The organism is Halorutilus salinus, assembly GCF_026242195.1.
Lineage (GTDB): Archaea > Halobacteriota > Halobacteria > Halobacteriales > Halorutilaceae > Halorutilus > Halorutilus salinus.
On record NZ_RKLV01000008.1, the window covers coordinates 73,956 to 98,213 of the forward strand.

31 protein-coding genes and 1 tRNA gene are annotated in these 24,258 nt (G+C 60.3%); 18 read left to right on the forward strand and 14 right to left on the reverse strand.

The window, feature by feature from the left end:
• Window positions 1–9 precede the first annotated feature (9 nt).
• The 3 genes from EGH25_RS08890 to EGH25_RS08900 all read left to right on the forward strand — a co-directional run bounded on the left by EGH25_RS08890 (window position 10) and on the right by EGH25_RS08900 (window position 2,924).
• Complete coding sequence (locus tag EGH25_RS08890; protein ID WP_266087741.1) at window positions 10–840, forward strand: molybdopterin synthase; 831 nt, start codon at window positions 10–12, stop codon at window positions 838–840.
• Between the two features lie 39 nt (window positions 841–879).
• Window positions 880–1,359 (forward strand): plastocyanin/azurin family copper-binding protein, encoded by a 480-nt coding sequence (locus EGH25_RS08895; RefSeq protein ID WP_266087742.1) that lies wholly within the window; start codon window positions 880–882, stop codon window positions 1,357–1,359.
• An 80-nt stretch (window positions 1,360–1,439) separates the two neighbouring features.
• Complete coding sequence (locus EGH25_RS08900) at window positions 1,440–2,924, forward strand: molybdopterin-dependent oxidoreductase (RefSeq protein WP_266087743.1); 1,485 nt, start codon at window positions 1,440–1,442, stop codon at window positions 2,922–2,924.
• 61 nt (window positions 2,925–2,985) lie between these two features.
• Here the strand turns inward: EGH25_RS08900 and EGH25_RS08905 are convergent, their stop codons facing one another.
• Genes EGH25_RS08905 through EGH25_RS08935 form a run of 7 tightly spaced genes read right to left on the reverse strand, consistent with a single transcriptional unit; the run spans window position 2,986 to window position 10,205 of the window.
• The gene (locus tag EGH25_RS08905) at window positions 2,986–3,555 is read right to left on the reverse strand and encodes an FKBP-type peptidyl-prolyl cis-trans isomerase (protein ID WP_266087745.1); all 570 of its coding nucleotides are present in this window, start codon (window positions 3,553–3,555) and stop codon (window positions 2,986–2,988) included.
• 2 nt (window positions 3,556–3,557) lie between these two features.
• Complete coding sequence (locus tag EGH25_RS08910) at window positions 3,558–4,379, reverse strand: molybdenum cofactor synthesis domain-containing protein (RefSeq protein ID WP_266087747.1); 822 nt, start codon at window positions 4,377–4,379, stop codon at window positions 3,558–3,560.
• A 30-nt stretch (window positions 4,380–4,409) separates the two neighbouring features.
• A complete protein-coding gene (locus EGH25_RS08915; protein WP_266087749.1) occupies window positions 4,410–6,221 on the reverse strand; it encodes a molybdopterin biosynthesis protein in 1,812 nt (603 codons plus the stop codon).
• Window positions 6,222–7,424 (reverse strand): molybdopterin molybdotransferase MoeA, encoded by a 1,203-nt coding sequence (locus tag EGH25_RS08920; protein WP_266087751.1) that lies wholly within the window; start codon window positions 7,422–7,424, stop codon window positions 6,222–6,224.
• A 41-nt stretch (window positions 7,425–7,465) separates the two neighbouring features.
• Window positions 7,466–8,527, reverse strand: coding sequence for an ABC transporter ATP-binding protein (locus EGH25_RS08925; RefSeq protein ID WP_266087753.1), 1,062 nt, complete (start codon window positions 8,525–8,527; stop codon window positions 7,466–7,468).
• Window positions 8,527–9,297, reverse strand: coding sequence for an ABC transporter permease (locus EGH25_RS08930; RefSeq protein ID WP_266087755.1), 771 nt, complete (start codon window positions 9,295–9,297; stop codon window positions 8,527–8,529). Before EGH25_RS08930 ends, EGH25_RS08925 begins: the two co-directional genes overlap by 1 nt.
• Window positions 9,294–10,205, reverse strand: coding sequence for an extracellular solute-binding protein (locus EGH25_RS08935; RefSeq protein WP_266087757.1), 912 nt, complete (start codon window positions 10,203–10,205; stop codon window positions 9,294–9,296). The genes EGH25_RS08930 and EGH25_RS08935 overlap by 4 nt, the downstream gene beginning before the upstream one ends.
• A 60-nt stretch (window positions 10,206–10,265) precedes the next feature.
• Here EGH25_RS08935 and EGH25_RS08940 point away from each other — a divergent pair, with 60 nt between their 5' ends.
• Window positions 10,266–10,688, forward strand: coding sequence for a Tfx family DNA-binding protein (locus EGH25_RS08940; protein WP_266087759.1), 423 nt, complete (start codon window positions 10,266–10,268; stop codon window positions 10,686–10,688).
• Here EGH25_RS08940 and moaC read toward each other — a convergent pair.
• Window positions 10,679–11,158 carry a cyclic pyranopterin monophosphate synthase MoaC gene (gene moaC, locus EGH25_RS08945; RefSeq protein ID WP_266087761.1) on the reverse strand — a complete coding sequence of 160 codons (480 nt, stop codon included), beginning with the start codon at window positions 11,156–11,158 and terminating at the stop codon, window positions 10,679–10,681. The two genes, EGH25_RS08940 and moaC, sit on opposite strands and share 10 nt — an antisense overlap.
• 95 nt (window positions 11,159–11,253) lie before the next feature.
• Here moaC and EGH25_RS08950 point away from each other — a divergent pair, with 95 nt between their 5' ends.
• From EGH25_RS08950 to EGH25_RS08965, 4 genes are read left to right on the forward strand one after another with little or no spacing between them, the layout of a single operon-like run.
• The gene (locus EGH25_RS08950) at window positions 11,254–11,787 is read left to right on the forward strand and encodes an inorganic diphosphatase (RefSeq protein ID WP_266087805.1); all 534 of its coding nucleotides are present in this window, start codon (window positions 11,254–11,256) and stop codon (window positions 11,785–11,787) included.
• A gap of 40 nt (window positions 11,788–11,827) precedes the next feature.
• On the forward strand, window positions 11,828–12,109 hold the full coding sequence (locus EGH25_RS08955) for a signal recognition particle subunit SRP19/SEC65 family protein (protein ID WP_266087763.1): 282 nt from the start codon (window positions 11,828–11,830) through the stop codon (window positions 12,107–12,109).
• Window positions 12,109–12,771 carry a histidinol phosphate phosphatase domain-containing protein gene (locus tag EGH25_RS08960; protein ID WP_266087765.1) on the forward strand — a complete coding sequence of 221 codons (663 nt, stop codon included), beginning with the start codon at window positions 12,109–12,111 and terminating at the stop codon, window positions 12,769–12,771. Before EGH25_RS08955 ends, EGH25_RS08960 begins: the two co-directional genes overlap by 1 nt.
• The gene (locus tag EGH25_RS08965; RefSeq protein ID WP_266087767.1) at window positions 12,768–12,986 is read left to right on the forward strand and encodes an H/ACA ribonucleoprotein complex subunit GAR1; all 219 of its coding nucleotides are present in this window, start codon (window positions 12,768–12,770) and stop codon (window positions 12,984–12,986) included. The genes EGH25_RS08960 and EGH25_RS08965 overlap by 4 nt, the downstream gene beginning before the upstream one ends.
• Here the strand turns inward: EGH25_RS08965 and EGH25_RS08970 are convergent.
• From EGH25_RS08970 to radA, 3 genes are read right to left on the reverse strand one after another with little or no spacing between them, the layout of a single operon-like run.
• A complete protein-coding gene (locus EGH25_RS08970; protein ID WP_266087769.1) occupies window positions 12,983–13,552 on the reverse strand; it encodes a hypothetical protein in 570 nt (189 codons plus the stop codon). The genes EGH25_RS08965 and EGH25_RS08970 overlap by 4 nt on opposite strands.
• A 36-nt stretch (window positions 13,553–13,588) precedes the next feature.
• Complete coding sequence (locus EGH25_RS08975; protein WP_266087771.1) at window positions 13,589–14,257, reverse strand: phosphoglycolate phosphatase; 669 nt, start codon at window positions 14,255–14,257, stop codon at window positions 13,589–13,591.
• Window position 14,258: 1 nt separating this feature from the next.
• Entirely contained in the window at window positions 14,259–15,341 is a 1,083-nt protein-coding gene (gene radA, locus EGH25_RS08980) for a DNA repair and recombination protein RadA (RefSeq protein ID WP_266087773.1), read from the reverse strand.
• 105 nt (window positions 15,342–15,446) lie between these two features.
• Between radA and EGH25_RS08985 the strand changes: the two genes are divergently transcribed.
• Genes EGH25_RS08985 through EGH25_RS08995 form a run of 3 tightly spaced genes read left to right on the forward strand, consistent with a single transcriptional unit; the run spans window position 15,447 to window position 18,921 of the window.
• A complete protein-coding gene (locus EGH25_RS08985; protein ID WP_266087775.1) occupies window positions 15,447–16,487 on the forward strand; it encodes a 60S ribosomal export protein NMD3 in 1,041 nt (346 codons plus the stop codon).
• Window positions 16,488–16,513: 26 nt separating this feature from the next.
• On the forward strand, window positions 16,514–17,413 hold the full coding sequence (locus tag EGH25_RS08990) for a protein translocase subunit SecF (RefSeq protein WP_266087777.1): 900 nt from the start codon (window positions 16,514–16,516) through the stop codon (window positions 17,411–17,413).
• Window positions 17,410–18,921, forward strand: a complete 1,512-nt coding sequence (locus tag EGH25_RS08995; RefSeq protein ID WP_266087779.1) for a preprotein translocase subunit SecD family protein — start codon at window positions 17,410–17,412, stop codon at window positions 18,919–18,921. Before EGH25_RS08990 ends, EGH25_RS08995 begins: the two co-directional genes overlap by 4 nt.
• Here the strand turns inward: EGH25_RS08995 and rnhB are convergent.
• On the reverse strand, window positions 18,918–19,514 hold the full coding sequence (gene rnhB, locus EGH25_RS09000; protein ID WP_266087781.1) for a ribonuclease HII: 597 nt from the start codon (window positions 19,512–19,514) through the stop codon (window positions 18,918–18,920). The genes EGH25_RS08995 and rnhB overlap by 4 nt on opposite strands.
• 46 nt (window positions 19,515–19,560) lie before the next feature.
• Between rnhB and EGH25_RS09005 the strand changes: the two genes are divergently transcribed.
• The 7 genes from EGH25_RS09005 to EGH25_RS09030 all read left to right on the forward strand — a co-directional run bounded on the left by EGH25_RS09005 (window position 19,561) and on the right by EGH25_RS09030 (window position 23,581).
• A complete protein-coding gene (locus EGH25_RS09005) occupies window positions 19,561–20,046 on the forward strand; it encodes a redoxin domain-containing protein (protein WP_266087783.1) in 486 nt (161 codons plus the stop codon).
• 314 nt (window positions 20,047–20,360) lie between these two features.
• Window positions 20,361–20,431: transfer RNA gene (locus EGH25_RS09010), tRNA-Gly, on the forward strand.
• 186 nt (window positions 20,432–20,617) lie between these two features.
• Window positions 20,618–21,553 carry a hypothetical protein gene (locus EGH25_RS12140; protein ID WP_338071894.1) on the forward strand — a complete coding sequence of 312 codons (936 nt, stop codon included), beginning with the start codon at window positions 20,618–20,620 and terminating at the stop codon, window positions 21,551–21,553.
• Window positions 21,465–22,202 carry a site-specific integrase gene (locus tag EGH25_RS09015; protein WP_338071895.1) on the forward strand — a complete coding sequence of 246 codons (738 nt, stop codon included), beginning with the start codon at window positions 21,465–21,467 and terminating at the stop codon, window positions 22,200–22,202. The genes EGH25_RS12140 and EGH25_RS09015 overlap by 89 nt, the downstream gene beginning before the upstream one ends.
• 39 nt (window positions 22,203–22,241) lie before the next feature.
• On the forward strand, window positions 22,242–22,907 hold the full coding sequence (locus tag EGH25_RS09020; protein ID WP_266087807.1) for a nucleotidyltransferase domain-containing protein: 666 nt from the start codon (window positions 22,242–22,244) through the stop codon (window positions 22,905–22,907).
• Window positions 22,900–23,394: a DUF8154 family protein gene (locus tag EGH25_RS09025; RefSeq protein WP_266087785.1), complete on the forward strand. Its 495-nt coding sequence runs from the start codon at window positions 22,900–22,902 to the stop codon at window positions 23,392–23,394. The genes EGH25_RS09020 and EGH25_RS09025 overlap by 8 nt, the downstream gene beginning before the upstream one ends.
• A 37-nt stretch (window positions 23,395–23,431) precedes the next feature.
• On the forward strand, window positions 23,432–23,581 hold the full coding sequence (locus EGH25_RS09030) for a hypothetical protein (RefSeq protein ID WP_266087786.1): 150 nt from the start codon (window positions 23,432–23,434) through the stop codon (window positions 23,579–23,581).
• Between the two features lie 11 nt (window positions 23,582–23,592).
• Here EGH25_RS09030 and EGH25_RS09035 read toward each other — a convergent pair whose 3' ends face one another.
• Both EGH25_RS09035 and EGH25_RS09040 read right to left on the reverse strand, forming a co-directional pair.
• Window positions 23,593–23,898, reverse strand: coding sequence for a DUF7718 family protein (locus EGH25_RS09035; protein WP_266087787.1), 306 nt, complete (start codon window positions 23,896–23,898; stop codon window positions 23,593–23,595).
• Between the two features lie 21 nt (window positions 23,899–23,919).
• Window positions 23,920–24,246, reverse strand: coding sequence for an HVO_A0114 family putative DNA-binding protein (locus EGH25_RS09040; RefSeq protein ID WP_266087788.1), 327 nt, complete (start codon window positions 24,244–24,246; stop codon window positions 23,920–23,922).
• Between the last annotated feature and the right edge of the window lie 12 nt (window positions 24,247–24,258).

Here is a 24,258-nt window from a genome sequence, read left to right on the forward strand (position 1 = left end):
ACGGGTACCATGAAAGCCGTCTGCGTTGTAGGATCCAGCGACTCAGGAAAGACGACGCTCGTCGAACGTCTCGTACCCGCGCTCAACGAACGCGGTGAGACTGCTACGGTCAAGTCTATACACCACGACGTACGCGTCGACGAGGAAGGTAAGGATACGTACAGACACAGCGAGGCGGGCGCGGGACGTGTCGTCGGCGTGACGCCCGAACGCCGTTTCAGCTTCTCCGACGTGGAAGACAAACTCGACGCCCTCGCAGAGACGCTCGACGACCTCGCCGACGACGGCTACGACTACGCCGTGGTCGAAGGCGGGCGTGACACGACCCTGCCCAAGATAGCTGTGGGGGAGACCGGCGCACGCAACGTCGTGATGAATGACGGAGACGAGGCGGAGACGCAAGAACTCGTCGATGTCGTCGAGAACGCACCGCGCCGCGAGACTCTCGGCTCACTCGTCCGGCGCGTTGAGGAGAGCGACGACTCGGAACGTGCGGGTGCAGTCGCAACCTTCACGGGACGCGTGCGCGAGGAAAACCTCGAAGACGCGCGTACGACACGTCTCGAATACGAGAAGTACGACGACGTCGCCGACGACCGTATGGACGCGATACGCGACGACATCGAGTCACGCGAAGGCGTCTACGAGGTCGAGATGTACCACGAGACGGGCGTCGTGCGCGCAGAGGAGGACGCCGTCCATGTCGTCGTGCTCGCGGGTCACCGCGCCGAGGCTTTCAGCGCAGTCGAGGACGCGATCAACCGTCTCAAGGGCGAGGTACCTATATTTAAGAAGGAGGTTACGGAGGACGGCGAGTTCTGGGTGCACGACCGACCGTAGCGGCAAGCTTTTACACCAAAACGCCATACCCGGTACAAGATGGAACGAAGACGGCTTCTCAGACTTGCGGGTACAGCGATCGCAACGGGTACGGCGGGCATCACGGGATGCCTCGGCGACGGATCCGGCGAAAACGACACCGACAACCAGACGGATCAGGGTACGGACGCCAACGAGACGGCGGACGAAGGACCTCAGGACTACGTCGAGGTGACCGCGGGACCCGAAGGAAGATGGGCGTTCGAACCGGAGGAGGTCGAGGTCACCGTCGGCGGTACGGTCGAGTGGTACTTCGCAAGCGGCGGTCACAACGCCACCTCCGACCCCGACGCCCATTACAAGTGCGAGAACCCGGAGGGTGCGGAGCCGTTCAGGTCGTACGAAGGCGACAGCCATCTCTCCGTGAACAGTGTAGACTCAACCTTCAGCCATACGTTCGAAACAGCCGGTGAGTACACATACGTCTGCGTCCCTCATGCGACACGGATGGTGGGGAAGATTACGGTCGTCGACGAATGACGGACGCGTAAGTACACCGACGTACAGCTACGTACTCCGGGGGAAGCTTTATGTGCCTGTGAGAGAATTAACCGTTAGTTATGTCGCAGAAAGGTAAGTCTAAGACGTCTAAGTCTGATAGGAGCAGATACCTCGACAGACGCAGATTCCTCGCGGCGTCCGGCGCTGTAGCCGGCACGGGGGTTCTGACGGGCTGTCTCGGCGGCGGCGAACCCGCCGAGAACGAGACGGACGGTAACCAGACGGACGAAGATACCGGAGGTAACGAGACTGATACCGACGACGGAGAGCCGGAACGCGGTACGGTTGCGTACCTCGAACAGAAGTATCCGGGTCTCGAAATACTGTCCCCCGAACCCGAGAACGCACAGGCGGGTGCGAGGGAGGTTTACGACGACCAGTTCATAACGCCGCGCGAGGATCACTTCATACGTAACCATTACTACTCGCCCGACGTGACAGCCGAGGACTGGACGCTTACGCTCGTCATGGGAGACGAGGAGATGGAGATGTCGATGGATGAGATAATGAACGACTACTCGACCGAGACCGTCACGCACACGATGCAGTGCTCGGGTAACGGTCGGTCGTACTTCGAACCCGAGGTCGCGGGTAACCAGTGGCACTACGGTGCCGTAGGCAACGCCGAGTGGACGGGCACGCCGCTCAGTGACGTTCTTGAGGACGTGGGAGCAGACACGGGAGAGGGCATGTGGCTCCGCGCTACCGGTGGCGACAACCCTGAGGGCGAGGACTACTTCACACGGTCGATACCCATGAGCAAGGTGATGGACGACTGCCTCCTCGCCTACGAGATGAACGGCGAGCCGATGAACATGGAACACGGCTTCCCTCTCCGTATTCTCGTACCCGGATGGTACGGCTGTAACAACGTCAAGTGGCTCGACGAGATAGAGGTCATGGACACGATGGTCTTCGGTCCCGACTGGGAGGCGCGTCCCGAACCGTACACCGAAGCCGGACAGGAGTACGACGGAACCGGACAGCGTACGCACACACACTGGCAACAGTACTCGTACCGTATCGTGCCCGAACAGGACGAACGCGCCCTCCACAACAGATCCATCGGTACCTTCGACACACGTGACCAGATGGAGAGCGAAGAGATACGTAACGTCTACATGTACGACCAGATGGTCAAGTCGACCATCGGGACGCCGGGCGAGGACGTAACCGTGTCACCCGACGACGACGGTATGATAGAGGTGTTCGGTGTGGCGTGGGCAGGCGACGACTCCGTTGAAACAGTCGAAGTCTCACCCGACGGCGGAGAGAACTGGCAGGAAGCCGAACTCGTTGCCGACGACCGCGAAGGTCCGTACTCGTGGACGATGTTCCGTTACATGTGGGAAGCAGAACCCGGCGACTACACGCTCGTCTCACGCGCGACGGACGAACAGGGTCGTACACAGCCACGCGAAATCGCAGATCAGGACGAAGGTCTCCGTGGTATAGAAAACGACCTGTACCCGTGGGACAGCGGCGGATACGGCATGAACGCTTACACCCCGCTCGGTGTCGAAGTGACGGTTGAAGAAGCCTGAGACAGAGACCGCCGAACTGCCGTAAGGTAGAAACGAACCCCCTTTCTCCCCCCTTCTCTTCCTACCCCTCTCCGTCTTCCTCTTCCTTTTCCAGACTCGTAGCCTTCCCTTTCTTCTTCTCCCATGTCCTCGCGCTTTCGTCACCCGGTTCGCCGTGTACGTCGAGTAGCTTTATTTCGAACTCGACGCGTTTCCCGGCGAGTTCATGGTTGAAGTCAACCGTCACCGTCTCGTCGTCGATCTCCGTAACCCAGCCACTTCTTCCGTCCTGTGTCGTCGCAAGTTCGCCCACCTCTATATCCGCGTCGTCGAAGATCTCGCGCGGGAACTCTACGACCTCCTCGGGATCGCGCCCCCCAAACGCGCGTTCGGGTTCGACCTCGACCACCTTCTCGTCGCCTCTTTCCATCCCCACCACGGCTTCTTCGAGACCCTCGATGACGTTCCCCTCGCCGAGGCGTAGTTCGAGGGGCTTGTAGTCACGGTGGTCATGGTAGATACCCTCGTCGAGCGCAACATCGACGTTCGTCGTGTCGAAGATCTCGCCTTCCTCTTCGCCCTCCGCGATACGTCCGACGTAATGCAAGATAGCGACCTGTCCCTTCTCTGCGGTCGGGTTTTCGTCCGACATCCCTACCTCCTCACCAGACCGAGTGCGTGTCCTACCTCGTCGAGGGCTAACGATACGCCCGTCTCGACGGCGTTGGCGCTACCCGGAAGGGAGAAGACAACCGAGTCGCCGACGACGCCCGCGGTTGCGCGCGAGAGGATAGCCGCGGTTCCGACCTCCTCGACGCTCCTTCTACGGAACTCCTCGCCGAAACCCGGGATCTCCTTGTCGAAGACGGGGCGCAACGCCTCTACGGTAACATCGTCGTCGGTGAGTCCCGTACCCCCGGATGTAAAGACGGCGTCGCAGTCCTCGACGACCGTCTCTACGGCGTCACGTACGGCGTCGGCGTCGTCGGTTACGATACGGTACTCGGCAATACTGTGTCCCTCGTCTTCGACGAGTTCCCGCGCAACGTCACCGCTCTCGTCGCCGGAGGCGTCGCGCGACGACGAAACAGTGACGAGACCGATATCGAACGAGGCGGTGTCCTCTCCGTGCGCGTGGTCGTGGGAACCTTCTTCGGAGGTTGCCGCAGGATGCGGAGCCATGAAGACGAGTATACGTGTCCTCTCAACAGCCTCGACGCCGTGTTCGTCGCCCGCACCCGCGAGTACCGCCTCGCCTTCGGATACCTCCATCCTTTCGTCGCCGACCCTGACGGTCGCCTCGCCTTCCAAGACGTAGTAGAGCTTGTCCTCGTTGCCGTGGACGTGCGTTTCCTGAACCTGACCCGGTTCGAACCGGTAGACGTCGGCGAAGAAGTTCCCTGTCTCGAACAGGTTGGTCTTGGCGAAGCCGTCGTCGTCGAAACCGCGTACCTTCGTTACGTCTGATACTTCCATGCCCTCGAAACGTCGTGGAGCGACTTATGTTTAGCCCCGGAGAGGCTCTCCCGCTTCGTCGGGTACGCGGTACCCGTCGGGCTCCTCCGCACCGCGTAACGAGTTGAGGAAGGCGACGACGCCGTCCTTGTCGCGTCTGTCCTCGGCTACGAGTATGTCGACCGACGACCAGCCCGACGGTTCGAAGCCCGCGTCGAGGTCTAATGCGACATCCTCTCCCACGAAGGCTGAGTCCACCTTACCCGACGCGACGGCGTTTGCGGCACCGCGCTCCGACCGGAAGACACGTGTCTCAGACTCCGGGTTCCGTTCGTCGAAAAGCTCGCGTAAGGCGTAGCCGTCGGGAAGGACGCCGAAGACATCGCCTTCTGGGTCGCCGACGTAGCCTACGCGACGGTCGTAGCCACGGATGCGAACCGCCTCGTCTACACCGAGAGCGTCAAGAGCCTCTTGTGACAGACCGATGGCGGCGACATCGGCGACGCCGTCACGTAGACGCTGTGCGCCCGCGACCGAACCCGTCGGAAGCCACCGTACGTCGTCCTTGTGCTGTTTCAGAGCAGAGTCGAGGAAGCCGTCGCGCTCACCCGCTCCGAGAAGCGCCGGGGGTGTCGCACCGCCGAAGAGTTCGACTTCGACCAACTCGCCCTCGTCTATGTAGTTGGTCGAAGGTTCGACGTTTACGATACCGTCTGCGCGCGTTAGTGAGGTCGTAGCCCCGCTCCCCTTGTCGACGGAGTAGGCGAGCGTCGTCCCGTCACCGTCCTCCACGAGACCCACGGGTAGAAGCCGCGTACGTCCGCCCTCGACGCGTACCTCGTCGGCGACGCGCGCACTTCTTCTGAGACGTTCGTCTTCACCCCCGCCCGCGGCGTCACGTAACATACCCTCGACGAAGACACGGAAGACCGAAAGGGCGCTTATAGGGTTCCCCGGAAGACCCACGAACGGCGTACCGTCGAGCTTTCCGAAGACCGTGGGACGTCCCGGCTTGAGGGCGACGCCGTGTAACAGAAGCTCGCCCTCCTGCTCTATGACACGGTAGACCACGTCCTCGTCGCTCGCGCTCGTGGAGCCGCTCGAAAGAACGATGTCGCAGTCGGAGGAGGCTTCGCGCATCGTATCCACCATCGCCTCGTAGTCGTCGCCCACGTGGTCGTATACGACGGCTTCGCCGCCCGCGTCCTCAACCGACGCCGCGACCGAGAACGTGTTGACGTCGTGAATCTGACCTTCTCCGAGCGCGCCTCCGGGACGGACGAGTTCGTCGCCCGTGCTGACAACACCGACGCGTGGGGATGCGTAGACAGGGAGTGTTTCGGAGCCGACGGCGGCGGCGAGACCTATCTCGCGTTGCGACAGCGTCGTCCCTGCACGGAGAGCGACCTCGCCCGACGCGACATCCGAACCCGCAAACATAACGCTGTCCGCGGGCGCAACCGCCTTCCGTACGTCGACGGTGTTGCCGTCCGTCTCGGTTCTCTCGACGGGAACGACCGCGTCCGCACCTTCGGGTATAGGAGCACCGGTCGCTATCTCAGCCGCCTCGGCTTCGCCTACCTCCACCTCCGGCGGTTCGCCCGCCGAAACGGAGCCTACCACGGTCAACGTCGCCGGCTCCGCCTCACCGGCACCGTACGTATCCTCGGCACGGACGGCGTATCCGTCCATGAGCGACCTGTCGAAGCCCGGAACGTCGACCGACGCCTTGACGTCCTCTGCGAGTGTGCGTCCGCGCGCGCCGACGAGGTCGACACGTTCTACGCTCCTTTGGGGAGTCAGGTCGTCGGCTACGCGCGCCGCCTCTTCGGTAGACGCGAGGTCACGGAACTCCTTCCTCATCTACGCCTCCCAGAGGAGAGCCTCGACATCCTCGCCTGACGCGTACCCCTCGCGCTCCTCAGGCGTGACGACGAAGCCGTCTGCGCGCGCAACGCTCGAAAGAACGCCCGCCCCTTTTGTACGCACGGGGCGCGCGACGCGTCCTTCACCGTCCTCGTCTATCTCGACACGCGTGTACGTTCTTGCCCCTACGTCGGAAGCCACCTTTCCGTCGAGTGTACAGATGCTCGTCGGCTCAGGCGCGCCGTCTACTCCGAGAAGGGCACGTACACCGCGGCGTACGAACTCGAAAGAGTTGACCACGCAAGAGACGGGGTATCCGGGGAGTATGACTGTGGGCGTCTCACCAACGACACCGAATCCGACGGGGTGACCGGGCTTGACGGCGACGCCGTGGACGTGCATCTCACCGATACCGTCGACGACGTCGGCGAGAAGGTCGCGGTCGCCTACGCTCGAACCCCCGATGGTGGCGACGAGGTCGGCTTCCGCGCCGGCGTCTGCGACCGCTTCACGTAAGGCTTCCTCGTCGTCCGGGACTATCCCGTGGACGGTCGGATCGCCGCCCCATCTTTCGACGTACCCCGCCACCATGGGCGCGTTCGTACCCACCACCTCACCCGGCTCAGGCTCGCCCCTGACGACCTCGTCGCCCGTCGGTACGACGGCTACGCGCGGCTTCCTCCGTACGTCAACATCCCCGACACCGACGGAGCGCAGAACGCCGACCGTGCTGGGACGTAGACGCACACCCTGATCGACCACGGTTTCGCACTCCTCAACGTCCTCACCCGTGTACGCGACGTTCTCACCCTTTGAAGCCGCGACCGAAACCTCGACAGTCTCGCCGACCTTCCGCGTATCCTCGACACGGACGACGGCGTCCGCGCCGTCGGGAACAGCCGTCCCGGTATGAACCTGCGCCGTCTCGCCATCTTCCACCTTTCCGCACCCCTCCACGGCGTCCAGACGCGCCGGTGAGTCGCGCGCGGCTCCGTGCGTGTCGACGGCGCGCACCGCGTAGCCGTCCATGGCGGAGCGGTCGTAATGAGGAACGGGTCGTTGGGCGACGATCTCCGAGCCTGCAACGCGCCCCGTCGCTTCGTCCAAGCCGACCTTCTCGCACCCCACGGTACCGAACAGAGGTAGAAACGCGTCGAGCGCCTCGTCAAGACGGACGTTCTCACGGAATCCCTGTTGCATACGCGTCTTACGCGAACCGACCGGATAAATACGACGGTGGTTCACGGCTCTCCGTCCGCCGCGTCGGCTACGACGACCGCGTCGGAGTCGTCGAAGCCGACGACAACCTTCTGCCCCTCACGTACGTCCGAGAAGCCGCGAACCTCCGAAAGTATGTCGCCCGCCTCCGTCGATACAACCGCCTCGGCGTGGCTACCCATCTCCGTCAGTTCGACCACCTCGCCGGAGAAGATGTTGTCGTAGACGTCGACGTCACGGACGAGCGCGACGTTTTCGGGACGTACGTAGACGGACGCCTCGTCGCCTTCACCGCCCTCGCCGCGTCCGTTGACACGTACCTTCGCCCCCTCGTCGGTCGTCACGTCACCGCTTCTGTCTACGACGCCGTCGAAACGCGTCGACTCGCCTACGAACTCGGCGACGAAACGCGTCCGTGGCTGTCTGTAGACCTCCCGCGGTGTCCCTTCCTGCTCCTTCTCGCCATCGTTCATCACCACGACGGTGTCAGAGACGGAGATAGCCTCCTCCTGATCGTGCGTAACCAGAACCGTCGTAACGCCGGTTTCGTCGTGAACCCGGCGTATCTCGTTCTTTAGCTCGTTCCTGAGCGCGCGGTCGAGACCCGTCAGAGGTTCGTCGAGCAGGGCGACGTCGGGTTCGTACGAAAGCGCGCGCGCAAGCTCTACGCGTCTCGCCTCCCCGCCGCTGAGAGAGCCGGGCGATGCCGTCGACTTGTCCGACATCTCCACGAGATCGAGCACCTCGTCGACGCGTTTCCGTCTCTCGTCGGCGTCGTCTATATGCGGCTTGACCGCGTACTCGACGTTTTGGCGCACCGTCATACGTGGGAAAAGCGACGAACTCTGGAAGACGACACCGACCTGACGTTCCTCCGGCTTCGCACCCGTCACGTCGTCACCGCGTAGCAGGACACGTCCTTCATCGGGCGTCCGTATACCCGCGACGGTCTTTAGAACCGTCGTCTTTCCGCATCCGCTGGGTCCAAGGAGGGTTACAAACTCGCCCCTCTCAGCCGAGAACGACAGACCGTCGACCGCTGTCTCTTCGCCGTAGCTCTTTGTCAGACCTCTTACTTCGAGCATCATCGTCTTAACCTCGGTATACGTTCGAGCCTCTGTACGGCGACTATCACGGTCAAGCTTACGCCTATCAGTACGAGTGCGGGAGCCACGACGCCGTCGACACCGCGGGCTATGAAGTCGACCCAGATTAATGTCGGCATCGTACGCGGGTTGTACGCCACCATCATCGTCGCACCGAACTCGCCGATAGCGCGCGCAAAGGTCAGGACGACGCCCGCACCAACCGCCGTACGCGCCGAAGGTAGAGAGACGTTCCAGAATGTCGCTATCGGACCGTGCCCCATCGTGCGTGATGCGTGTTCGAGATCCTCGTCGACAGATGAGAAGCCCGCGCGCGACGTCACGACCACGAAGGGCGACGCCACGAACGTCTGTGCGAGTACAACGCCCACGAGGCTGTCCGTCAGAGGTACGCCCATCGAGACGGCGATACTCCCGACGGTCGTGAGCCTGCCGAACCCCATGAGGAGCATAGCACCGCCTACGACGGGGGGGAGTACGAGGGGTAGCACGACGAGCGCCTCGACGACCACCTTCCCGCGGAACTCGGCGCGCGACAGGAAGTAGGCGAGAGGTACGCCGAATACGGTTGCGATCGCCGTCGCTACGGGAGCGGTTACGAGCGAGTTTACGACCGCCTCGCGGAATCCGGAGCCTACGTCTGACCCCGCGCCGCGTGTTCCGATAAAGAATGCCGCGAAAGGGTAGACGACGTAAAGGAAAAGCACCGCTCCTATACCGCCGAAGACGACCGTCTCACGTCTCCTCATGCCGATACCTCCTCAGGAACCTCGCCGTTGTAACGTATCTCAGGAACCGACAGCCCGTTCCGTCTGAGCGTATCGGGGCTGTCGAGGAGGTAGTTAACGAAGCCTATCCCCGCACCGTACCGGTCGGCTCCGTCGAGCACGGTGGCGTTGTACAGGACGGGCGAACCTCTGACGGTGTCACCGTCTTCTGTCGTGTACGTGGCTTCGGCGTACGTGTCGGCGAGTTCGGGGTTGGAAAAGTTCAGTTCATCGGGTGGCTCATGGAAAGGCAGGTCGTGGTCGACAGCCATGTTCCTGTAGGCGACAGCCGCAGACCGCGTGCCCGAACGGACGCCCGCGAGAAGCTGAGGCTCCTGTGGCTCCTCGTAGACCTTCGATACCATCTCGTTCTTGAAGCCGTCCAAGCCGTGTTTCTCCTCCGCAAGTTCGAACATCTGGACAGCCCTGTATCCGAGAGGGTCGAGTTCGGGGTCGCTTATGGCTACATCGCCATCGTCGGCGTCGCGCAGAACCTCGTACCACGGCTCACCGTCCCGGAGCCTTTTGCCGATACGCGTACCCTCGTTGTACGTGATACCGACGGAGTTCGATCCGAAGACGACGTCCCAGTCGGTGTGACCGTCGTAGAGGCGTCGGCGCAGAAGACCCGCGTCGGCGCTTACGACGACATCCGGATCCTTCTGTCGCTCCTCCACCATACGCATGACAGCCTTGGAGCCGTAGTACTCTCCCCTGTACGCCGTACCCGTGTCGTCCTCGAACGCGGGTCCTAAGTTCTCGTCGAGGACGACGGCGAGACTCCCCGCGGATAGGACGGTCACGCCGCGTGAGCCGAGACAGCCCGTTGCCGGTACCGTTACTCCTGCCGTGGCTCCGGCGAGCGCCGCCACAAACCCTCTACGTCGCATGTAGATAAACTGTAACTGGTTAAGGTAAAGGCTTATGTTAATCAGAGTTGTTTAACAGACGTGGAGCTACCTGACACCGACGGTACCTTCCTGACCGAGAGACAGGCGCGCGTTCTGTCGATGCGTCACGAGGGCATGACTCAGCGCGAGATAGCCGACGATTTCGGTACGACCACGGCGAACGTCAGCATGATAGAGAGCACAGCGGAGGAGAACGTCAAAAAGGCGCGTCGGACTGTAGAACTCGCAAAGAGGATACGGACGCCCGACCGCGTACAGGTTTCGACGGGCGACCATATCGACGAGGTGGTCGAAACAGTCTACGATGTCGGCGACGTCCGCGGCGTCAGCATAGGGTACTCGCGCCCCGAACTGTACACCCATATCTATACCACACTCTCCGACCTGTTCGACGGCGAACGTTTCAACGGGTCGGTCGAGATAGGCGTCACCGACGACGGCGAGGTTGAGTTCTACCGCTGACGTTTCACCTTCTCGTCCACCGTCACGTCCTCGATACGCGCTTCCGGGTATCCGCCGTCTTCGTCCTTCTCGGCGCTCTTTACCATGTCCCAGACGGTCAGGAGTGCGCGTGTCACGCCGTTTAGAGCCTCCATCTCGACGCCTGTTTTCCCAGTCGACGTGACGGAGACGCGTGCGACGACGGCGTCTTCCTCCAGCTCAAACCCGGTGTCGATACCCGTCACGGGGATCTGGTGGCACATCGGCACGTCCTCCCATGTATGCTTCACAGCGTCTATCGCCGCTATACGTGCGGTCGAAAGGACGTTCCCCTTCTCGACATCGCCTTCGCGTATAGCCGTCACCGTCTCCTCACGTAGACGTATACCGCCCGAAGCCGTCGACTCGCGCCGTACGTCGTCCTTCTCGGTCACGTCGACCATCTGCGCCTCACCGTCCTGTATATGCGTGAACTCGGGGTCGTCGGTCATGTACAGGGATGTCGTCGTCACGGCTTAACTCCGTCGCCGCGGTCGGAGCGCCCGGAAACGTAATCTTCTTTGTCCGTCCGCGCTCGTTCTCCGACATGGCGAACCTATGGACGGATATCGACGCAGGACCGAATCCGCCCCACGAGATACACGCCGTCGTCGAGTGTCTCAAGGGCGAGCGCAACAAGTACGAGTACGACAAGGACGTAGAGGGATGTGTCCTCGATCGCGTCCTACATTCGAACGTACACTACCCGTCGGACTACGGCTTCATACCGCGTTCTTTCTACGACGACGACGACCCGCTCGACGTACTCGTCCTCGTAAAGGATCAGACGTTTCCCGGATGCGTCATAGAGGCGCGCCCCGTAGGTCTGATGGGTATGGACGACGACGGCGAAAAGGACGACAAGGTCATCGCCGTTCCGACCGAGGATCCGCGTTACGACGACGTACAGGATATCGACGACGTGGACGACCATCTCAAGGAGGAGATAGAGCATTTCTTCGAGACTTATAAGGCGCTCGAACCCGGCAAGGAGACGGAGGCGCTCGGATTCGAAGGGAAGGCGTCGGCGGAGGAAGCGATAGAACGTTCGCTCGAAATCTACGAGGAGAGGTTCGAGTAACGTCGAAAGCCGGTTAAGGAAGCTTCTCCTACACCAACCCATGCCCGAATACGTGATCTGGCCCGCGTACATCGACTCGTCTAAGACGCGATCCGAAGGGCGTCGCCTGCCGCGCGACGTCGCCGTCGACTCGCCGAGCGCCGCAGAGGTTGCGAACGCCGCCAAACAGGTGGGGTACGAACCCGAGTACGAACCCGACAAGCAGTATCCGCGGTCGTGGTGGGAAGGAACCGGACGCGTCACGGTGGAGACGGAAGACTCGAAGCCAGATGTCCTCCGTGCGGTCGCGGCGTACGTCGACGTTCTGAGGGAGGAGGCGTAATGTCCCAAACACCCGGTATGATCGATCTGCATTCACACACGTTCGCAAGCGACGGCGAACTCGTCCCCGCCGAACACGCGCGTAGGGCGGAAGTACAGGGCGTCGAGGTTCTCGGAATCACCGACCACGCCGACGCGAGCAACGTAGAGGACTGCGTCGAACGTATCGAGCGCGCAAAGGAGACAACGCCCATAGAGGTTCTTTCTGGCGTCGAGGTCACCCACGTTCCGCCGAACCGTATCGCGTCGGTCGTCGAACGCGCGCGCGACGCCGGCGCGGACATCGTCGTCGCACACGGCGAGACGCCCGTCGAACCCGTCGTTGAAGGAACAAACCGCAAAGCGATAGAGGCGGGCGTCGACGTTCTCGGACATCCGGGACGTATCACGCGCGACGACGCCCGACTCGCCGCCGAACGCGGTGTCCGTCTCGAAATCACGGCGCGCGGCGGGCATTCTCTCGCAAACGGACACGTCGCACGTATGGCGGAGGAGAAGGGGGCTACGCTCGTCGTCGACACCGACGCACACCATCCGCGTGACTTTATTACACGTGACCGTGCGGTCGAGATAGCGCGCCTCGCGGGTCTGTCGCACGAACGCGCCGTCGAGGTCGTCGACGACAGTCCACGTGAACTGTTGGACGAGAAAGATCTACCATGAGACGTTTCGGACGCGCCGTTTCTCACACGGGCGGTGCGCTCGTCGTCCACTGCGCCGAAGGAACCGAACCCGTCTTCGACGCTCCTGTCTACGACGCCTCTCTTGACCGTCTCGGAACCACGTTTGAGTTCTTTGGACCCGTCGACCGCCCGTACGCACTCGTTGAAACGGACGCGCGCCCCGAACGCGACGGTAAGCTCTACCTACGCGACTAAGAAACCTCCCTTACCGACTCAAAGCCGACATCGAACGAGGCGGGACCCAGCGCGACGGTCGCGTTTCCTTCGACGCGCGCGTACCACGTCCCGCCGCTCACCAGACCCGAAAGACCCGATCTACCTGCGGCTGTGACGAGGTTCTCGTGGGTGACGTTGAACTCGTTCGTCTCCGTCACCGTTCCGTTCGGCGGTACGTCTATACCGCGTACGGTTCCCGTGCCGAGGTACTCGTACGAGCCATCGCGGTCGCCCGACAGGTAGACGTCGTACTCGACGACACGAACCTTCCCTCCGAGATGGTTAGGGTTCTCGATACGTATACGGTTCCGAACGGTCGCGCCTTCGCTGTCCACGTCCGAGATACCACCCTTGGGGACGCCGACGGGTCCTACGGTCGTCTCCTCGACAGAGACGTTAGGGCGGTCGAAGTCGCCTGTCAGAGCCTGACCCAAGGCGGAACCCGGGTCGCCGACGACGAGGTACCCCGTTGCGGTAGCGCCGACGACGGCTACGACGACGACGGCGACCAAGACGCCGAAGGCTATGAGTGCGATCCTGAGCATACTGTGTCGGCGCACCGACGGTGTAAAAGTATGGCGCTACCCGCGGTCGCGCTCGCGTTCGACCGCCTCGATAAAGCCACGAGAATACGAGGCTTCTGTGACGAACTCCGCCGCCTCGCGCGCCGTCTCGTCGGCGTTCGCCACTGCGTAAGAGACACCCGCGCGGTCGAACGTGCCCACGTCGTTCTCGGAGTCACCGATAGCGACGAACTCAGAGGGGTCGAAGCCGAGGCGGTCGGCGACGGCAACGAGACCCTGTCCCTTGTCCACGTCGGGCGACTTGACGTGGTACGCGTACCCTGTGTCGAGAACCTCCAGACCGTGGCGCTCCGCGACGCGCTTGACCTCATCCTTCGAACGGTCGAGCGAGACAGCGACCTCGGTCTCACGCCAACGGTTGACGAGGTCGGTTCCCTCCCATCCGAGGTCGCCGTCGGGCGCGTACTCCTCGACGAAGCCTTCGAGATCCTCGTCGGGAACGTGGAACCTAACGTCTCCGTCGGCGTACGTTACACCGCCTGTCTCAGCGACGGCGTTAGGCTCTATACCGACGTAGGTGCAGAGAGCGTTCGCGTTCGGTAGCACCTTTCCTGTACAGACGACGACCGTCTCCACGGCGCGTAGGGGTTCGAAGACGGACGGGTCGAGAGCGCCGCTACCGTCGCCGCGTGTCAACGTTCCGTCTATATCTACGGCGAGGCGCACGTCACTCAGGCTTCAGACCTTCCTCGGTTATACGTAGCACCGATTCGCCGTCGGGCAGGTTCGGCGAGTCGACTAGCTTTATAATACGTTTGTCCTTCTTGCTCTTACGTATGTAGATACGGAACGTCGACGTATGTCCGAGTATGTTACCGCCGACGGGCTTCGTCGGATCACCGAACATAGAGTCGGGGTTCGACTGAACCTGATTCGTAACGACCGCGGCGGCGTTATGGAGCGAAGCGACGCGGAGTATGTCGTGCATATGCTTGTTTAGCTTCTGCTGTCGGTTTGCGAGGTTGCCGCGTCCCACGTACTCGGCACGGAAATGGGCGGTCAGCGAGTCGATTGCGAGAAGACCGACGGGGAACTCGGAGTCCTCGAGCTCGTCCGCCATGTCGCGCGCCTCCTCCGCAAGCAGTATCTGGTGGTTCGAGTTGAAAGCCTTGGCTACATGGACGCGCTCCAAGAACTCGTCGACGAGGTCGTCGAGAACCTCGTCCGTCTCCTCCGGAAGGTCTTCGAGATCCTCGCCGAGTTCAACTTCCTCGACATCCTCCTTCCCCATGTCAAGGTCGCGGCGGAGGAGATCCGCGAGTATCTCGCCGTCGAGTCCCTTCACCATCTGCGCGATGCGCTCCGGGCGGAACGTGTCTTCTGTGTCGATGAAGATGGCGCTCTTTTCGAGACCGCCGTGTTCCTCAGGAAGCTGAACATTAACCGCCAACTGGTGCGTAAACTGGCTCTTACCGCTACCGAACTCGCCGTACGTCTCTGTGATAGACTGCGTCTCCATACCTCCACCGAGCATCTCGTCGACCTCAGGCACGAGCGTCTTTAGCTTGCCTATCTCCGCCCTACGTTCCAGAAGCTGTGAACCCGTCTCAAACCCGCCGACGTCTGCTTCCTGCCGCGCCGCGCGTATTATCTTCTCCGCGTTGTTGTCCCCCACGTTTGCGTTCTCCGAAAGCTCCCCCGGACTTGCGACAGCGACCGACTCTACCGTGTTGTATCCCGCATCAGAGAGCTTGTCCGCCGTCTTGGAGCCAACGCCGCGTAGCTGTTCGAGGTTCTCGTCAGAACTCATGTGGACGGTATAGCCCGCGGGTGCGTTTAAAGCTTTACAGACCCGCGCCGGTATGCGCGCAGGCATAGCCCAACGTTCATACCGCACGACAGCGTACACCGAATGATGGCATCGGTTCCGTGTCCCGAATGCGGCGCACCCACGTCGGCGGGAGAGCTTTGCGACGAATGCTACGCCGACAGGCTCGACGTTCTCGACGCACCCGACGAGGCAGAGGTGCGCGTCTGCTCCAACTGCGGCTCCTACGTACGTGACGGCGGCTGGACATCGCACGACGAACCTCTTCCCGACGACGAACTCGCCGTCTCCGCTGTCAAGGACGGGGTACGTCTCCATGCCGACGCACGCGAACCAGAGGTTGTCGTCGGCGTCGAAAGCCGTGACCCCAACGTCCTACGTGTCTCGGTCGAGGCGAAGGCGTACGTCCGCGGCTACAGTGTCGACGACGAAGCCTCCGTCCGTGTCGTACTCGACCGCCGAACGTGTCCGACGTGCGCCAAACGTTCGGGGGGGTACTACGAGAGCGTCGTCCAGATACGCGCCGAAGGACGCGACCCGACCGACGACGAGACCGAAAGGGCGCTCGAACACGCGTACGGGATAGCCGGACGCGACTACGCCGACCGCGACACGTTCGTGACGGAGACGCACGAGGTACGCGGCGGTCTCGATATCTACATGAGCACGAGCGACGCGGGACAGCAGGTGGCGCGGCGTATGACGGAGGAGTACGGCGGTGTCTACGACGACTCCGCAACGCTCGTGGGAGAGAAGGACGGCGAGGAGCTTTACCGTGTCACGTACGCCGTCTCCCTACCTGAGTTCGTTCCGGGTGACGTTGTCGAGGTCGAAGGAAACCCCGTACTCGTCACCAACAACGCCGAGGTTCTGAAATGCACCGACCTCCGGACGGGACGACGCCAGACCTTCGACGACGTTAACCCCGAGCGTCTCGGTAACGTACGTGACGCCGAGTATACGACGGTCGTCTCGGTTTCAGGAGACGAGATGCAGGTTATAGATCCGTCGACGTACGAGACGGTGACCGTCTCGCGCCCGCCTTTCGTCGACGCGCGTCAGGGCGACGAGGTAAAGCTTCTACCGACGCGTGGAAACCCTCTACCTGTTCCAAACAAGAACTCTTAATTAAGACGTGACGCTTTGGCACGTTAATGAAGCTCCGAGATATAGAGCATCCGACGGAGAAGATAGACGAGATAGAGTACTCGGAGCAGTCATCCAAGAAGCTCATCGCGGTTCCTTTTGCGATTCTGGGTGTTGCTCTCGCCGTGCTCCTCGTCACCTACCTCCTCACCGGCGCGCCTGTAGGTCTCGGCTTTGAGTTCACGGGCGGTGTCAACATACAGACACAGACCGCTGTCCCGGCTGAGCAGATCGAACAGGAGTTTTCGGGTATAGACGGCGTGCCCGAACCCAGCAACGTCCGTTCCATCTCAGGCGGCGCGATCGTCAGCTTCCAGCCACTGACCAACAACGAGATGTCGAACCTGCGCGACTTCCGCGACGCGAACTACGCCGACGCCTCGGTTGAGTCGGTCAGCCCGTCGCACGGTACGTCGCTGTTGTACCAGAGCATGGGGGCTATCGCCTTCGCGTTCGTCCTCATGACGGTCGTAATCTTCGCCTTCTTCCGTACGTTCGTGCCGTCGCTCGGTATCATACTGAGCGCCACGAGCGACATGCTCGTACCTATCGGCGTTATGACTCTGCTCGGCATCGACGTCTCGCTCGGTACGATTCCGGCGATACTTCTTATCATAGGTTACAGCATCGACTCCGACATACTCCTGACGCGTAACACGCTTTCGGGGAGGCGGAAGCAGTTTTACGGAAACGTAAGGAACGCGATGAAGACGGGTGTGACGATGACGACGACATCGATGGCGGCGATGGCTGTGATGGCGATAAGCGCACATTTCTTCTCCATCTTCATACTCCGTAACATCGGTATCATACTGTTCTTCGGACTCGGTATGGATCTGATCAACACGTACATGATGAACGTCGCAATACTACGTTGGTACGTACTTGACAGGAGGGGGATGAGATGAACTACCGCCGTCTCGCCAAGGACTGGCGTATCTGGCTTCTCTTGGTCGTACTTGTCTTCGCACTCGTGGGTCTTGCACCTCTCGGGGGCGCTGAAGGTCTAACGGCGCTCTCGTTCGGTCTCGAACTCGAAGGCGGGACGCTCGTACAGATAAGCCCAGTCGGCACGACCGTAGACGCCACGGGGTTCGGAGCCGACAACGTCACCGCCGTTGAGCAGAACGTCGCTGAGAACGTCGAGGTTCCCGTGCGTGTCTCCAGAGGAGGTGGTATAGGCGCACAGCAAGCCACCGACACCGCACAGGTAGAGTTCCGGGGGAACGTGTCGGAGGACGGAGCCGTCTCAGCCGTCGAGGAAGCGGGGTATACGTCCGAGGGCGTGACCGACGGCGTCACGACGAGTACGCTCAACGATCTGAGTGACTCGATACAGCTCAGGCTCGAAGACCGTCTCGGAGCGGGCGCGGGTCTGTCTGTTTCGGTTCAGTCCAACCTCCTGACGGGCGAGGACTTCATCGTCGTTGAGGTACCGGGCGAGAGGTCGCAGGACGGGCGCGTCGTCGAAATCATAAGAACACAGGGTGAGTTCGACATACGCGTCGTCACGAACGCGTCGAACGACACGCAGGAACAGGTCGTTACGGGCGACTCTATAAACCGCGGGAGCGTCTCACAGCCGCTTCAGGATCAGGGCAACGAGGAGCTTTACACCGTCCAGTTCGAACTCGACGAGGATGGGTCGGTGGCTTTCGGTGAGGCGATGCGCGACAGCGGCGCAACGCAGAACCCTGAGGCGCATCCCCCCGTCATGTACTTCAACAACGAGGAGGTCTTCCGCGGACCCCTCAACCCGTCGCTCGCGGGTAGCATCGAGGAAGGAACGTGGGGCGGCGGCGGTCTGAGCGTCACGGGTCTCAACAACTCCGAGGCGCAGATCATCAGCGTCGCTCTCCGTTCGGGCGCTCTCGCAACGCCCGTCGAGGTCGTTTCGTCGACCACGATCAGCGCGCGCCAAGGCGACCGGTTCAAGCAGTACTCGCTCCTGATCGCGTTCCTCTCCGTCTTCGGCGTCGGCGCGACGATATACTTCCGTTACCGTGACCTGCGTATCGCTATCCCGACAGTCGTGACGGGTGTCGCGGAGGTCGTCGCACTCCTCGGCTTCTCCGCTGTCTTCAACTTCAACGTCGACCTCGCGTACGTCGCGGGTCTTATAGCCGTCATCGGTACAGGGGTCGACGACCTGATCATAATCGCCGACGAGGTACAGGAGAGCGGGGGCGTGGAGAGCGCCGACGTCTACCGGAAACGTCTAAAACGCGCACTCATCGTCATAGGTATGGCGGCGACGACGACGATCGGCGCGATGCTACCGCTCGCCTACCTCGGTCTCGGACGTATATCCGGCTTCGCTATCGTCACCATCGTCGGCGTCCTTATCGGCGTCCTCGTCACGCGCCCCGCGTACGGTTCGGTGCTACGCGAACTCATCACCGACAGAGGCGATTAGAAGTCGTCGAAGCCGGTCTGTTCCTTCTCGCGCGCTATACGTTCCGCCGTACTCCATGACTCACGCACATGCGCCGGGTAGTCGGGGGCTTTCTCGCGCAGGTACTCAACCGTCTCCGTGTCGCCCGGATAGCCGCTACCCGCACCGTATCCCGATACGGACGCGTCGCGTTCGACCTTCGCGGAGACGCTCGCCGCACCGACGGAGTCGTACGTTTCGTCGGCACCGTGTTCGGCTTCGACGGTGTTGGGCACGCGTTCGCCGACACGACGCGCGAAACGTTCGGCGGAGACATCGCTCGCGTCGCAGACGACACGTCCGGGGGCGTCGAGCGCGTCGACGGCGCGTGCGTGCGCCTCCACCATCAGGTCGTTCATGCCTCCGCCCTCACCGACGTACGCGTCTACCTCGTCCGCCGTCACCTCAACGACACCGACGTTACACTCATCCCTGACGCGCTCGGCGAGACGTTCGCGCTCGTCCGACGAAAGACGTTTCGAGTCGGGTACACCGAACCCGGCGTCGAACCGTACCGCGGCTACGTACATGCTACCTACGACAGCACCCTTACCCGCCTCGTCAACGCCTATCATACGGGAACGTCGGTGGGTTGAACTGTTAACGGTTCCTACTCATACCATGTCACAGACGACAGCCTCCGAGCGCGCGTACCCGAACGTCGGCGCAGGCACCGACCCGTACAGACTCACCGATGCGTTCGACGACGCCGACCGCCTCGTTCTACTCCTCCAACGCGACTACTACTGTCAGGTCTGTAAGAGACAGACGAAACGGTTCGCAGAGAGGTACGACGAGTTCGCGGAGCGCAACGCCGAGGTGGTCGTCGTAGTCCCCGACCCGCCCGACAAGGTTGAAGGATGGGCGCGCGACATCGAACCGCCGTTCCCGCTCCTCGCCGACGACGACGCCGCCCTCGGCGACGAGTACGACCAGCGCGTCCGTTTCGGCGTCCTCGGCGAACTCCACGACGCCATAGGACGTATGCCTGAGGCGGTCGTCCTTTCGCACGACGGCGAGATGAACGTCGAACACGTCCACCGCGGAGGCTCGTACTTCGACCGCCCGTCGGTCGACGAACTCCTCGAAAAGGTTGACGACGCGTAGAGAAAGGTTTAGTTGGAAGCGGACAGAAAGAGGTGATAAGCGCCGGTGTCCCGTAGAACGGAGTGATGGGGGATACGGCGCGAACGAGCATAGCGAGTGAGAGCCGGTGTCCTGCGCGCAAGCGCAGGGCAAGGCACGAACATGTGAGTGCCTGTGTCCCGCGGAACGGGGTGACGCGGGATACGGGGCGACCGAAGAGAGCGCCGGTGTCCCGCTGAGCGTAGCGAAGCGGGGCTCGGCGCACGAACGCACCTGAGTGCGCCGGTGTTCTGCGCGCGAGCGCAGAGCAGGGCGCGAGTGAGATAGCGAACGAAGCGCCGGTGGTGTAGTGGTAGCACATGAGCTTCCCAAGCTCATAGCCCGGGTTCAATTCCCGGTCGGCGCAAAGTAGACCCTCTTCTTCGTGCGGTTTTCCGGGTTTCTGGGAACAAACCAAACATGACGTTCGAAGCTCATAACCCGGGTTGGTGTATAGCACCCCGAAGCCGTACCGCGGTTATAAAAAGTGTCAGGCTTATTACATGTACTGTGAGGCGTTCCGACGCCTCCGGTGAATTAGAGGTGTTGGCTTATGAGGAATGAACGCGAGAAGATCGACGGTGTAGTACTTATTCCGGAACCTACCGAGGAGTACTTGAACCAGCGACAGCTTGAGGACTACCGCGCGTACCGCGCGGACATGATCAAATGGCTACTAAACCTCGGGAAGAACCCTGACAAGGTCGAAGGCTACGCGGTAGACACGGTCAAGCAACGCGCGTACCAGATAGACCAGTTCTACCGGTGGATATGGGAACAAGGAGACGGCTACACATTGAAAGCCACCACAGACCTCGCGGACAAGTACAGCAAGGAACTCGCGTACGAAGACCACTCCCAGACACACAAGGCACAGGCGCAGAAATCCATCAAAACCCTGTTCAAATACCTCAACCACGAAAGAGGCGAAGACATAGACTGGGAACCCGAAGTCAAGTTCAACAACGGCGGGAAAACACACCAAGTACGCGACTACCTGAGTAGCGAGGAACGCAGGAAGATCAAACAGGCAAACCTCGAATATGGATCCATACCGCACTACGACAGTGTAAATCCTGAAGAACGCGACAGGTGGAAGGCACACCTCGCACAACGGTTCGAGAAGCCCAAGGAAGAGGTCTCGAAAGAGGACTGGAACCGCGCGAACGGCTGGAAATACCCCTCAATCATATACGCATCGATGGACGCAGGATTCAGGCCTAAGGAGATCGAGCGCGCGAAAATGTCGTGGCTTGACCTTGAGAACGAGATGCTTCGGATTCCCAAGGATGACTCGACGAAGAATACTGAGAACTGGCACGTCGCGCTCAGCACACGAACCGCTAACGATGACCCTGTACGAATCCGCTGCTCGTCCAGGAGAACTACTACAAGCCAATATAGCGGACTTCACATCGAACGACAAGGGCGACTTTATTTTTCTCGAAGGTCTGAAAGGAACACCCGACCGGACAAACCAACTTGTTAGAGCCGGTAGACCTATACGAGAATGGCTTTCCCAGCATCCTCTCGGAGGAGAACTGGGCTATATCAACGACACCTCTGCTCCTCTGTGGGTGAAAACTGAACAACAAGATTGCAAGAACTGCGGTGAATCGCTCTACGGGCACAGCGAAGACTGCGAATACGAACCTGATCCATCAGACCGCTGGACATACCAAGCCTTCCGACAGCGCTTCAAAGACGCATGCGAACGAGCAGAGATACCCGAGAATAAGACCCGTCCCTACAACCTACGGCACACAAGACTCACCGAAGTAGCGACCTTCATGGGATACGAACAGCTCAACAAGTTCGCAGGATGGAAGCCCGGAAGCGACCGCGCCAAGGTCTACGTACACCTTAACAACGACGACGTCAACCAAGCGATCAGAGACGAGTACGGACTCGAAAACGACGAAGGCAAAGACCAGAGTACTAACTGTCCGTTCTGCGGGACCGAGAACCAGTCCGGTCACTCCGAATGCCGCAACTGCGGAAGACCTCTCTCGCTAAAGGATAAGACGAAGACGAAAGAGAAACAACGCGTCATAGAGCGGTTAGCCGACTTAGAGGAGAAAGGTGTTCTAGAAAAGCTGGAAGATTTAGAGGAGATGCAATCCTCCGCTCACCCCTAAGTATATAAAACTTGGTCAGTAATCTTGACCGTGGTCATAATGATAGACCAAAATCTTGCAGGCGTCACCCTTCCTATCCCGCTAGGTGAAGAAAGGGTATTCCGCAACCAAGCAATGGAAGACATCACAGAGCTCCTATACAGAAATCCACACGAAGAATTCGGAGTACGCCAACTCCGAGAAGTCACAGGACACGGAGCACAGACCGTAGACACAGCAATAAAACTCCTCGAACAGGTCAATCTCATCCAAACCAGAAGGGAAAGAAACCAGAAGCTGATCAGTATCAACAGAAACCGGATACACAAACCGGACGATCCTATCCTCGAAATTCCGCAAGAGGGGTTCAGAACACCGGTTAAAACATTCGTGGACAGGGTAGAAGAGGATCAGGGAGACAACCTCGTTGGAATACTTCTTTTCGGTAGCGTAGCCAGAGGAGAGGGAGACAGAGCCAGCGATATAGACATACAGGTCATCGTAGAAGAAGATCTACTGGAGTCCCGCAGAAGCATTCAAGATATCAGACAGGAAATCGAGGAACAGAAGTTCGACGGGAATCGCTACGAACTACAGGTCCTAGTAGAGTCGGTAGAAACCGCAGAAGACTACGGCGACAAACTCCAAGAAATCTTCTCGGAAGCTATCACTCTGTACGGAGCACATGAACTGGACAAGCTAAGGAAGGTGATCCTAAATGGATAACAGCCGGATAGAAGAGACACTCGATGAAGTATCCCGTGAGTTCCGCAAAGGAGCAAGGAATCCAGAGACGGGACTCGATGTAAACGACCCGGTGTTACTGCAACTTAGAAAGTCGTGCCGTCTTCTTGACGCCGTCCAATCACTCCAAGAACAGAACGGGCACTACACACTGATCATCGAAGCTTCCTTTGCGTCGATAGAAAGGACCATCCAGTTCTATCTACTGGAGAAAGGGTACATTGAGGACGACGAGTTCGTGGATCACAGAAAGGTATACGAACTAGGCGAAAATGCCGCACTATACGGTTCGGACTTCAGGGAAAAGCTCGTTGACCTATGGGAGAACAACCGCTCCCGAACGTACTACCGCGAAGGCGTCGGTTCAGAACGCACAGCAGAACTGATGGTCGAACTGGCGGAGGAGATACACGGTCACGTCCTACAGATGGCGGGCGAAAGACACGAATGCATCTGTAACACCGCCTGACGCATTGCATCTATTTCTCCATCCCTAACTCCTGAGTATGCGCCTACTAACCCGAGAGCTAAACGAAGCGGAACAGCTCTTAGAAGAACTTGAATCGTGGAGCGAAGAGGAGATCGAGGAGCTACCCCGTTTCTATAGCGAGAAGGCAAAGGAACTACGCGAAACGGTACGCGAGAGCGGCGAATAACGTTGATGTGGCTATCTCCGCGAGAAACTTTTTGCGTACGTTCTCCAGTTCTCCATCAACATCTCCTCCGCTTCCCAGTAGTCTTCAATATCAAGGAACTCACGTGGTTCGTCACGCCTGTACAGCTTGTCGAAATGTACGCCTCCGTGGCGGGTGTCTATCCTCGCTATCTCGATCTCTTCCTCCTTCTCTTCGTCGAAGTAATGAACCGTGACTGAGAAATCCTCAACGTCGTTGATGCTGGGTTCACCCGAGACAGTTAGGTGGTATACGTTTCCGTGGTACTCCCCAAGTCTATAGCTGTAGAACCGTTTCATTAGAATCTGTCATTAACATCATCAGATAGGCGCAACGACAACGTTCTCGTGCTTCACCTGGGGAATCTTCCGACGCCCTTCCTTCTCGTACTCGACGATATCATTCTTGGCGAGAACCTGGAGGTCCTGGCTTACCACGGACTTGTCTCTGTCGAGTATATCCGCGAGGTGACGCACCGACTCAACGTCTTCCGACTTGAGCGTGTCGAGTATCTCGGTTCTCTTCTCGGTCAGCACCTCTCGTGCGCTCTCACGGTCGAGGACAAACACGTCATCCATACCCTGTTTGGCGAGGGCGCGGGCTATCTCACCGCGTTTCTTCGCCGAATCGCGTTCCGTTATCGACATCTACTGTTTAGG

What these genes read in the sequence shown, in the direction of transcription:
- EGH25_RS08890 (WP_266087741.1), top strand. Translation starts at nt 10, where the DNA reads ATGAAAGCCGTCTGCGTTGTAGGATCCAGCGACTCAGGAAAGACGACG.
- EGH25_RS08895 (WP_266087742.1), top strand. Translation starts at nt 880, where the DNA reads ATGGAACGAAGACGGCTTCTCAGACTTGCGGGTACAGCGATCGCAACG.
- EGH25_RS08900 (WP_266087743.1), top strand. Translation starts at nt 1,440, where the DNA reads ATGTCGCAGAAAGGTAAGTCTAAGACGTCTAAGTCTGATAGGAGCAGA.
- EGH25_RS08905 (WP_266087745.1), bottom strand. Translation starts at nt 3,555, where the DNA reads ATGTCGGACGAAAACCCGACCGCAGAGAAGGGACAGGTCGCTATCTTG.
- EGH25_RS08910 (WP_266087747.1), bottom strand. Translation starts at nt 4,379, where the DNA reads ATGGAAGTATCAGACGTAACGAAGGTACGCGGTTTCGACGACGACGGC.
- EGH25_RS08915 (WP_266087749.1), bottom strand. Translation starts at nt 6,221, where the DNA reads ATGAGGAAGGAGTTCCGTGACCTCGCGTCTACCGAAGAGGCGGCGCGC.
- EGH25_RS08920 (WP_266087751.1), bottom strand. Translation starts at nt 7,424, where the DNA reads ATGCAACAGGGATTCCGTGAGAACGTCCGTCTTGACGAGGCGCTCGAC.
- EGH25_RS08925 (WP_266087753.1), bottom strand. Translation starts at nt 8,527, where the DNA reads ATGCTCGAAGTAAGAGGTCTGACAAAGAGCTACGGCGAAGAGACAGCG.
- EGH25_RS08930 (WP_266087755.1), bottom strand. Translation starts at nt 9,297, where the DNA reads ATGAGGAGACGTGAGACGGTCGTCTTCGGCGGTATAGGAGCGGTGCTT.
- EGH25_RS08935 (WP_266087757.1), bottom strand. Translation starts at nt 10,205, where the DNA reads ATGCGACGTAGAGGGTTTGTGGCGGCGCTCGCCGGAGCCACGGCAGGA.
- moaC (WP_266087761.1), bottom strand. Translation starts at nt 11,158, where the DNA reads ATGACCGACGACCCCGAGTTCACGCATATACAGGACGGTGAGGCGCAG.
- EGH25_RS08950 (WP_266087805.1), top strand. Translation starts at nt 11,254, where the DNA reads ATGGCGAACCTATGGACGGATATCGACGCAGGACCGAATCCGCCCCAC.
- EGH25_RS08955 (WP_266087763.1), top strand. Translation starts at nt 11,828, where the DNA reads ATGCCCGAATACGTGATCTGGCCCGCGTACATCGACTCGTCTAAGACG.
- EGH25_RS08960 (WP_266087765.1), top strand. Translation starts at nt 12,109, where the DNA reads ATGTCCCAAACACCCGGTATGATCGATCTGCATTCACACACGTTCGCA.
- EGH25_RS08965 (WP_266087767.1), top strand. Translation starts at nt 12,768, where the DNA reads ATGAGACGTTTCGGACGCGCCGTTTCTCACACGGGCGGTGCGCTCGTC.
- EGH25_RS08970 (WP_266087769.1), bottom strand. Translation starts at nt 13,552, where the DNA reads ATGCTCAGGATCGCACTCATAGCCTTCGGCGTCTTGGTCGCCGTCGTC.
- radA (WP_266087773.1), bottom strand. Translation starts at nt 15,341, where the DNA reads ATGAGTTCTGACGAGAACCTCGAACAGCTACGCGGCGTTGGCTCCAAG.
- EGH25_RS08985 (WP_266087775.1), top strand. Translation starts at nt 15,447, where the DNA reads ATGGCATCGGTTCCGTGTCCCGAATGCGGCGCACCCACGTCGGCGGGA.
- EGH25_RS08990 (WP_266087777.1), top strand. Translation starts at nt 16,514, where the DNA reads ATGAAGCTCCGAGATATAGAGCATCCGACGGAGAAGATAGACGAGATA.
- EGH25_RS08995 (WP_266087779.1), top strand. Translation starts at nt 17,410, where the DNA reads ATGAACTACCGCCGTCTCGCCAAGGACTGGCGTATCTGGCTTCTCTTG.
- rnhB (WP_266087781.1), bottom strand. Translation starts at nt 19,514, where the DNA reads ATGATAGGCGTTGACGAGGCGGGTAAGGGTGCTGTCGTAGGTAGCATG.
- EGH25_RS09005 (WP_266087783.1), top strand. Translation starts at nt 19,561, where the DNA reads ATGTCACAGACGACAGCCTCCGAGCGCGCGTACCCGAACGTCGGCGCA.
- EGH25_RS12140 (WP_338071894.1), top strand. Translation starts at nt 20,618, where the DNA reads ATGAGGAATGAACGCGAGAAGATCGACGGTGTAGTACTTATTCCGGAA.
- EGH25_RS09020 (WP_266087807.1), top strand. Translation starts at nt 22,242, where the DNA reads ATGATAGACCAAAATCTTGCAGGCGTCACCCTTCCTATCCCGCTAGGT.
- EGH25_RS09025 (WP_266087785.1), top strand. Translation starts at nt 22,900, where the DNA reads ATGGATAACAGCCGGATAGAAGAGACACTCGATGAAGTATCCCGTGAG.
- EGH25_RS09030 (WP_266087786.1), top strand. Translation starts at nt 23,432, where the DNA reads ATGCGCCTACTAACCCGAGAGCTAAACGAAGCGGAACAGCTCTTAGAA.
- EGH25_RS09035 (WP_266087787.1), bottom strand. Translation starts at nt 23,898, where the DNA reads ATGAAACGGTTCTACAGCTATAGACTTGGGGAGTACCACGGAAACGTA.
- EGH25_RS09040 (WP_266087788.1), bottom strand. Translation starts at nt 24,246, where the DNA reads ATGTCGATAACGGAACGCGATTCGGCGAAGAAACGCGGTGAGATAGCC.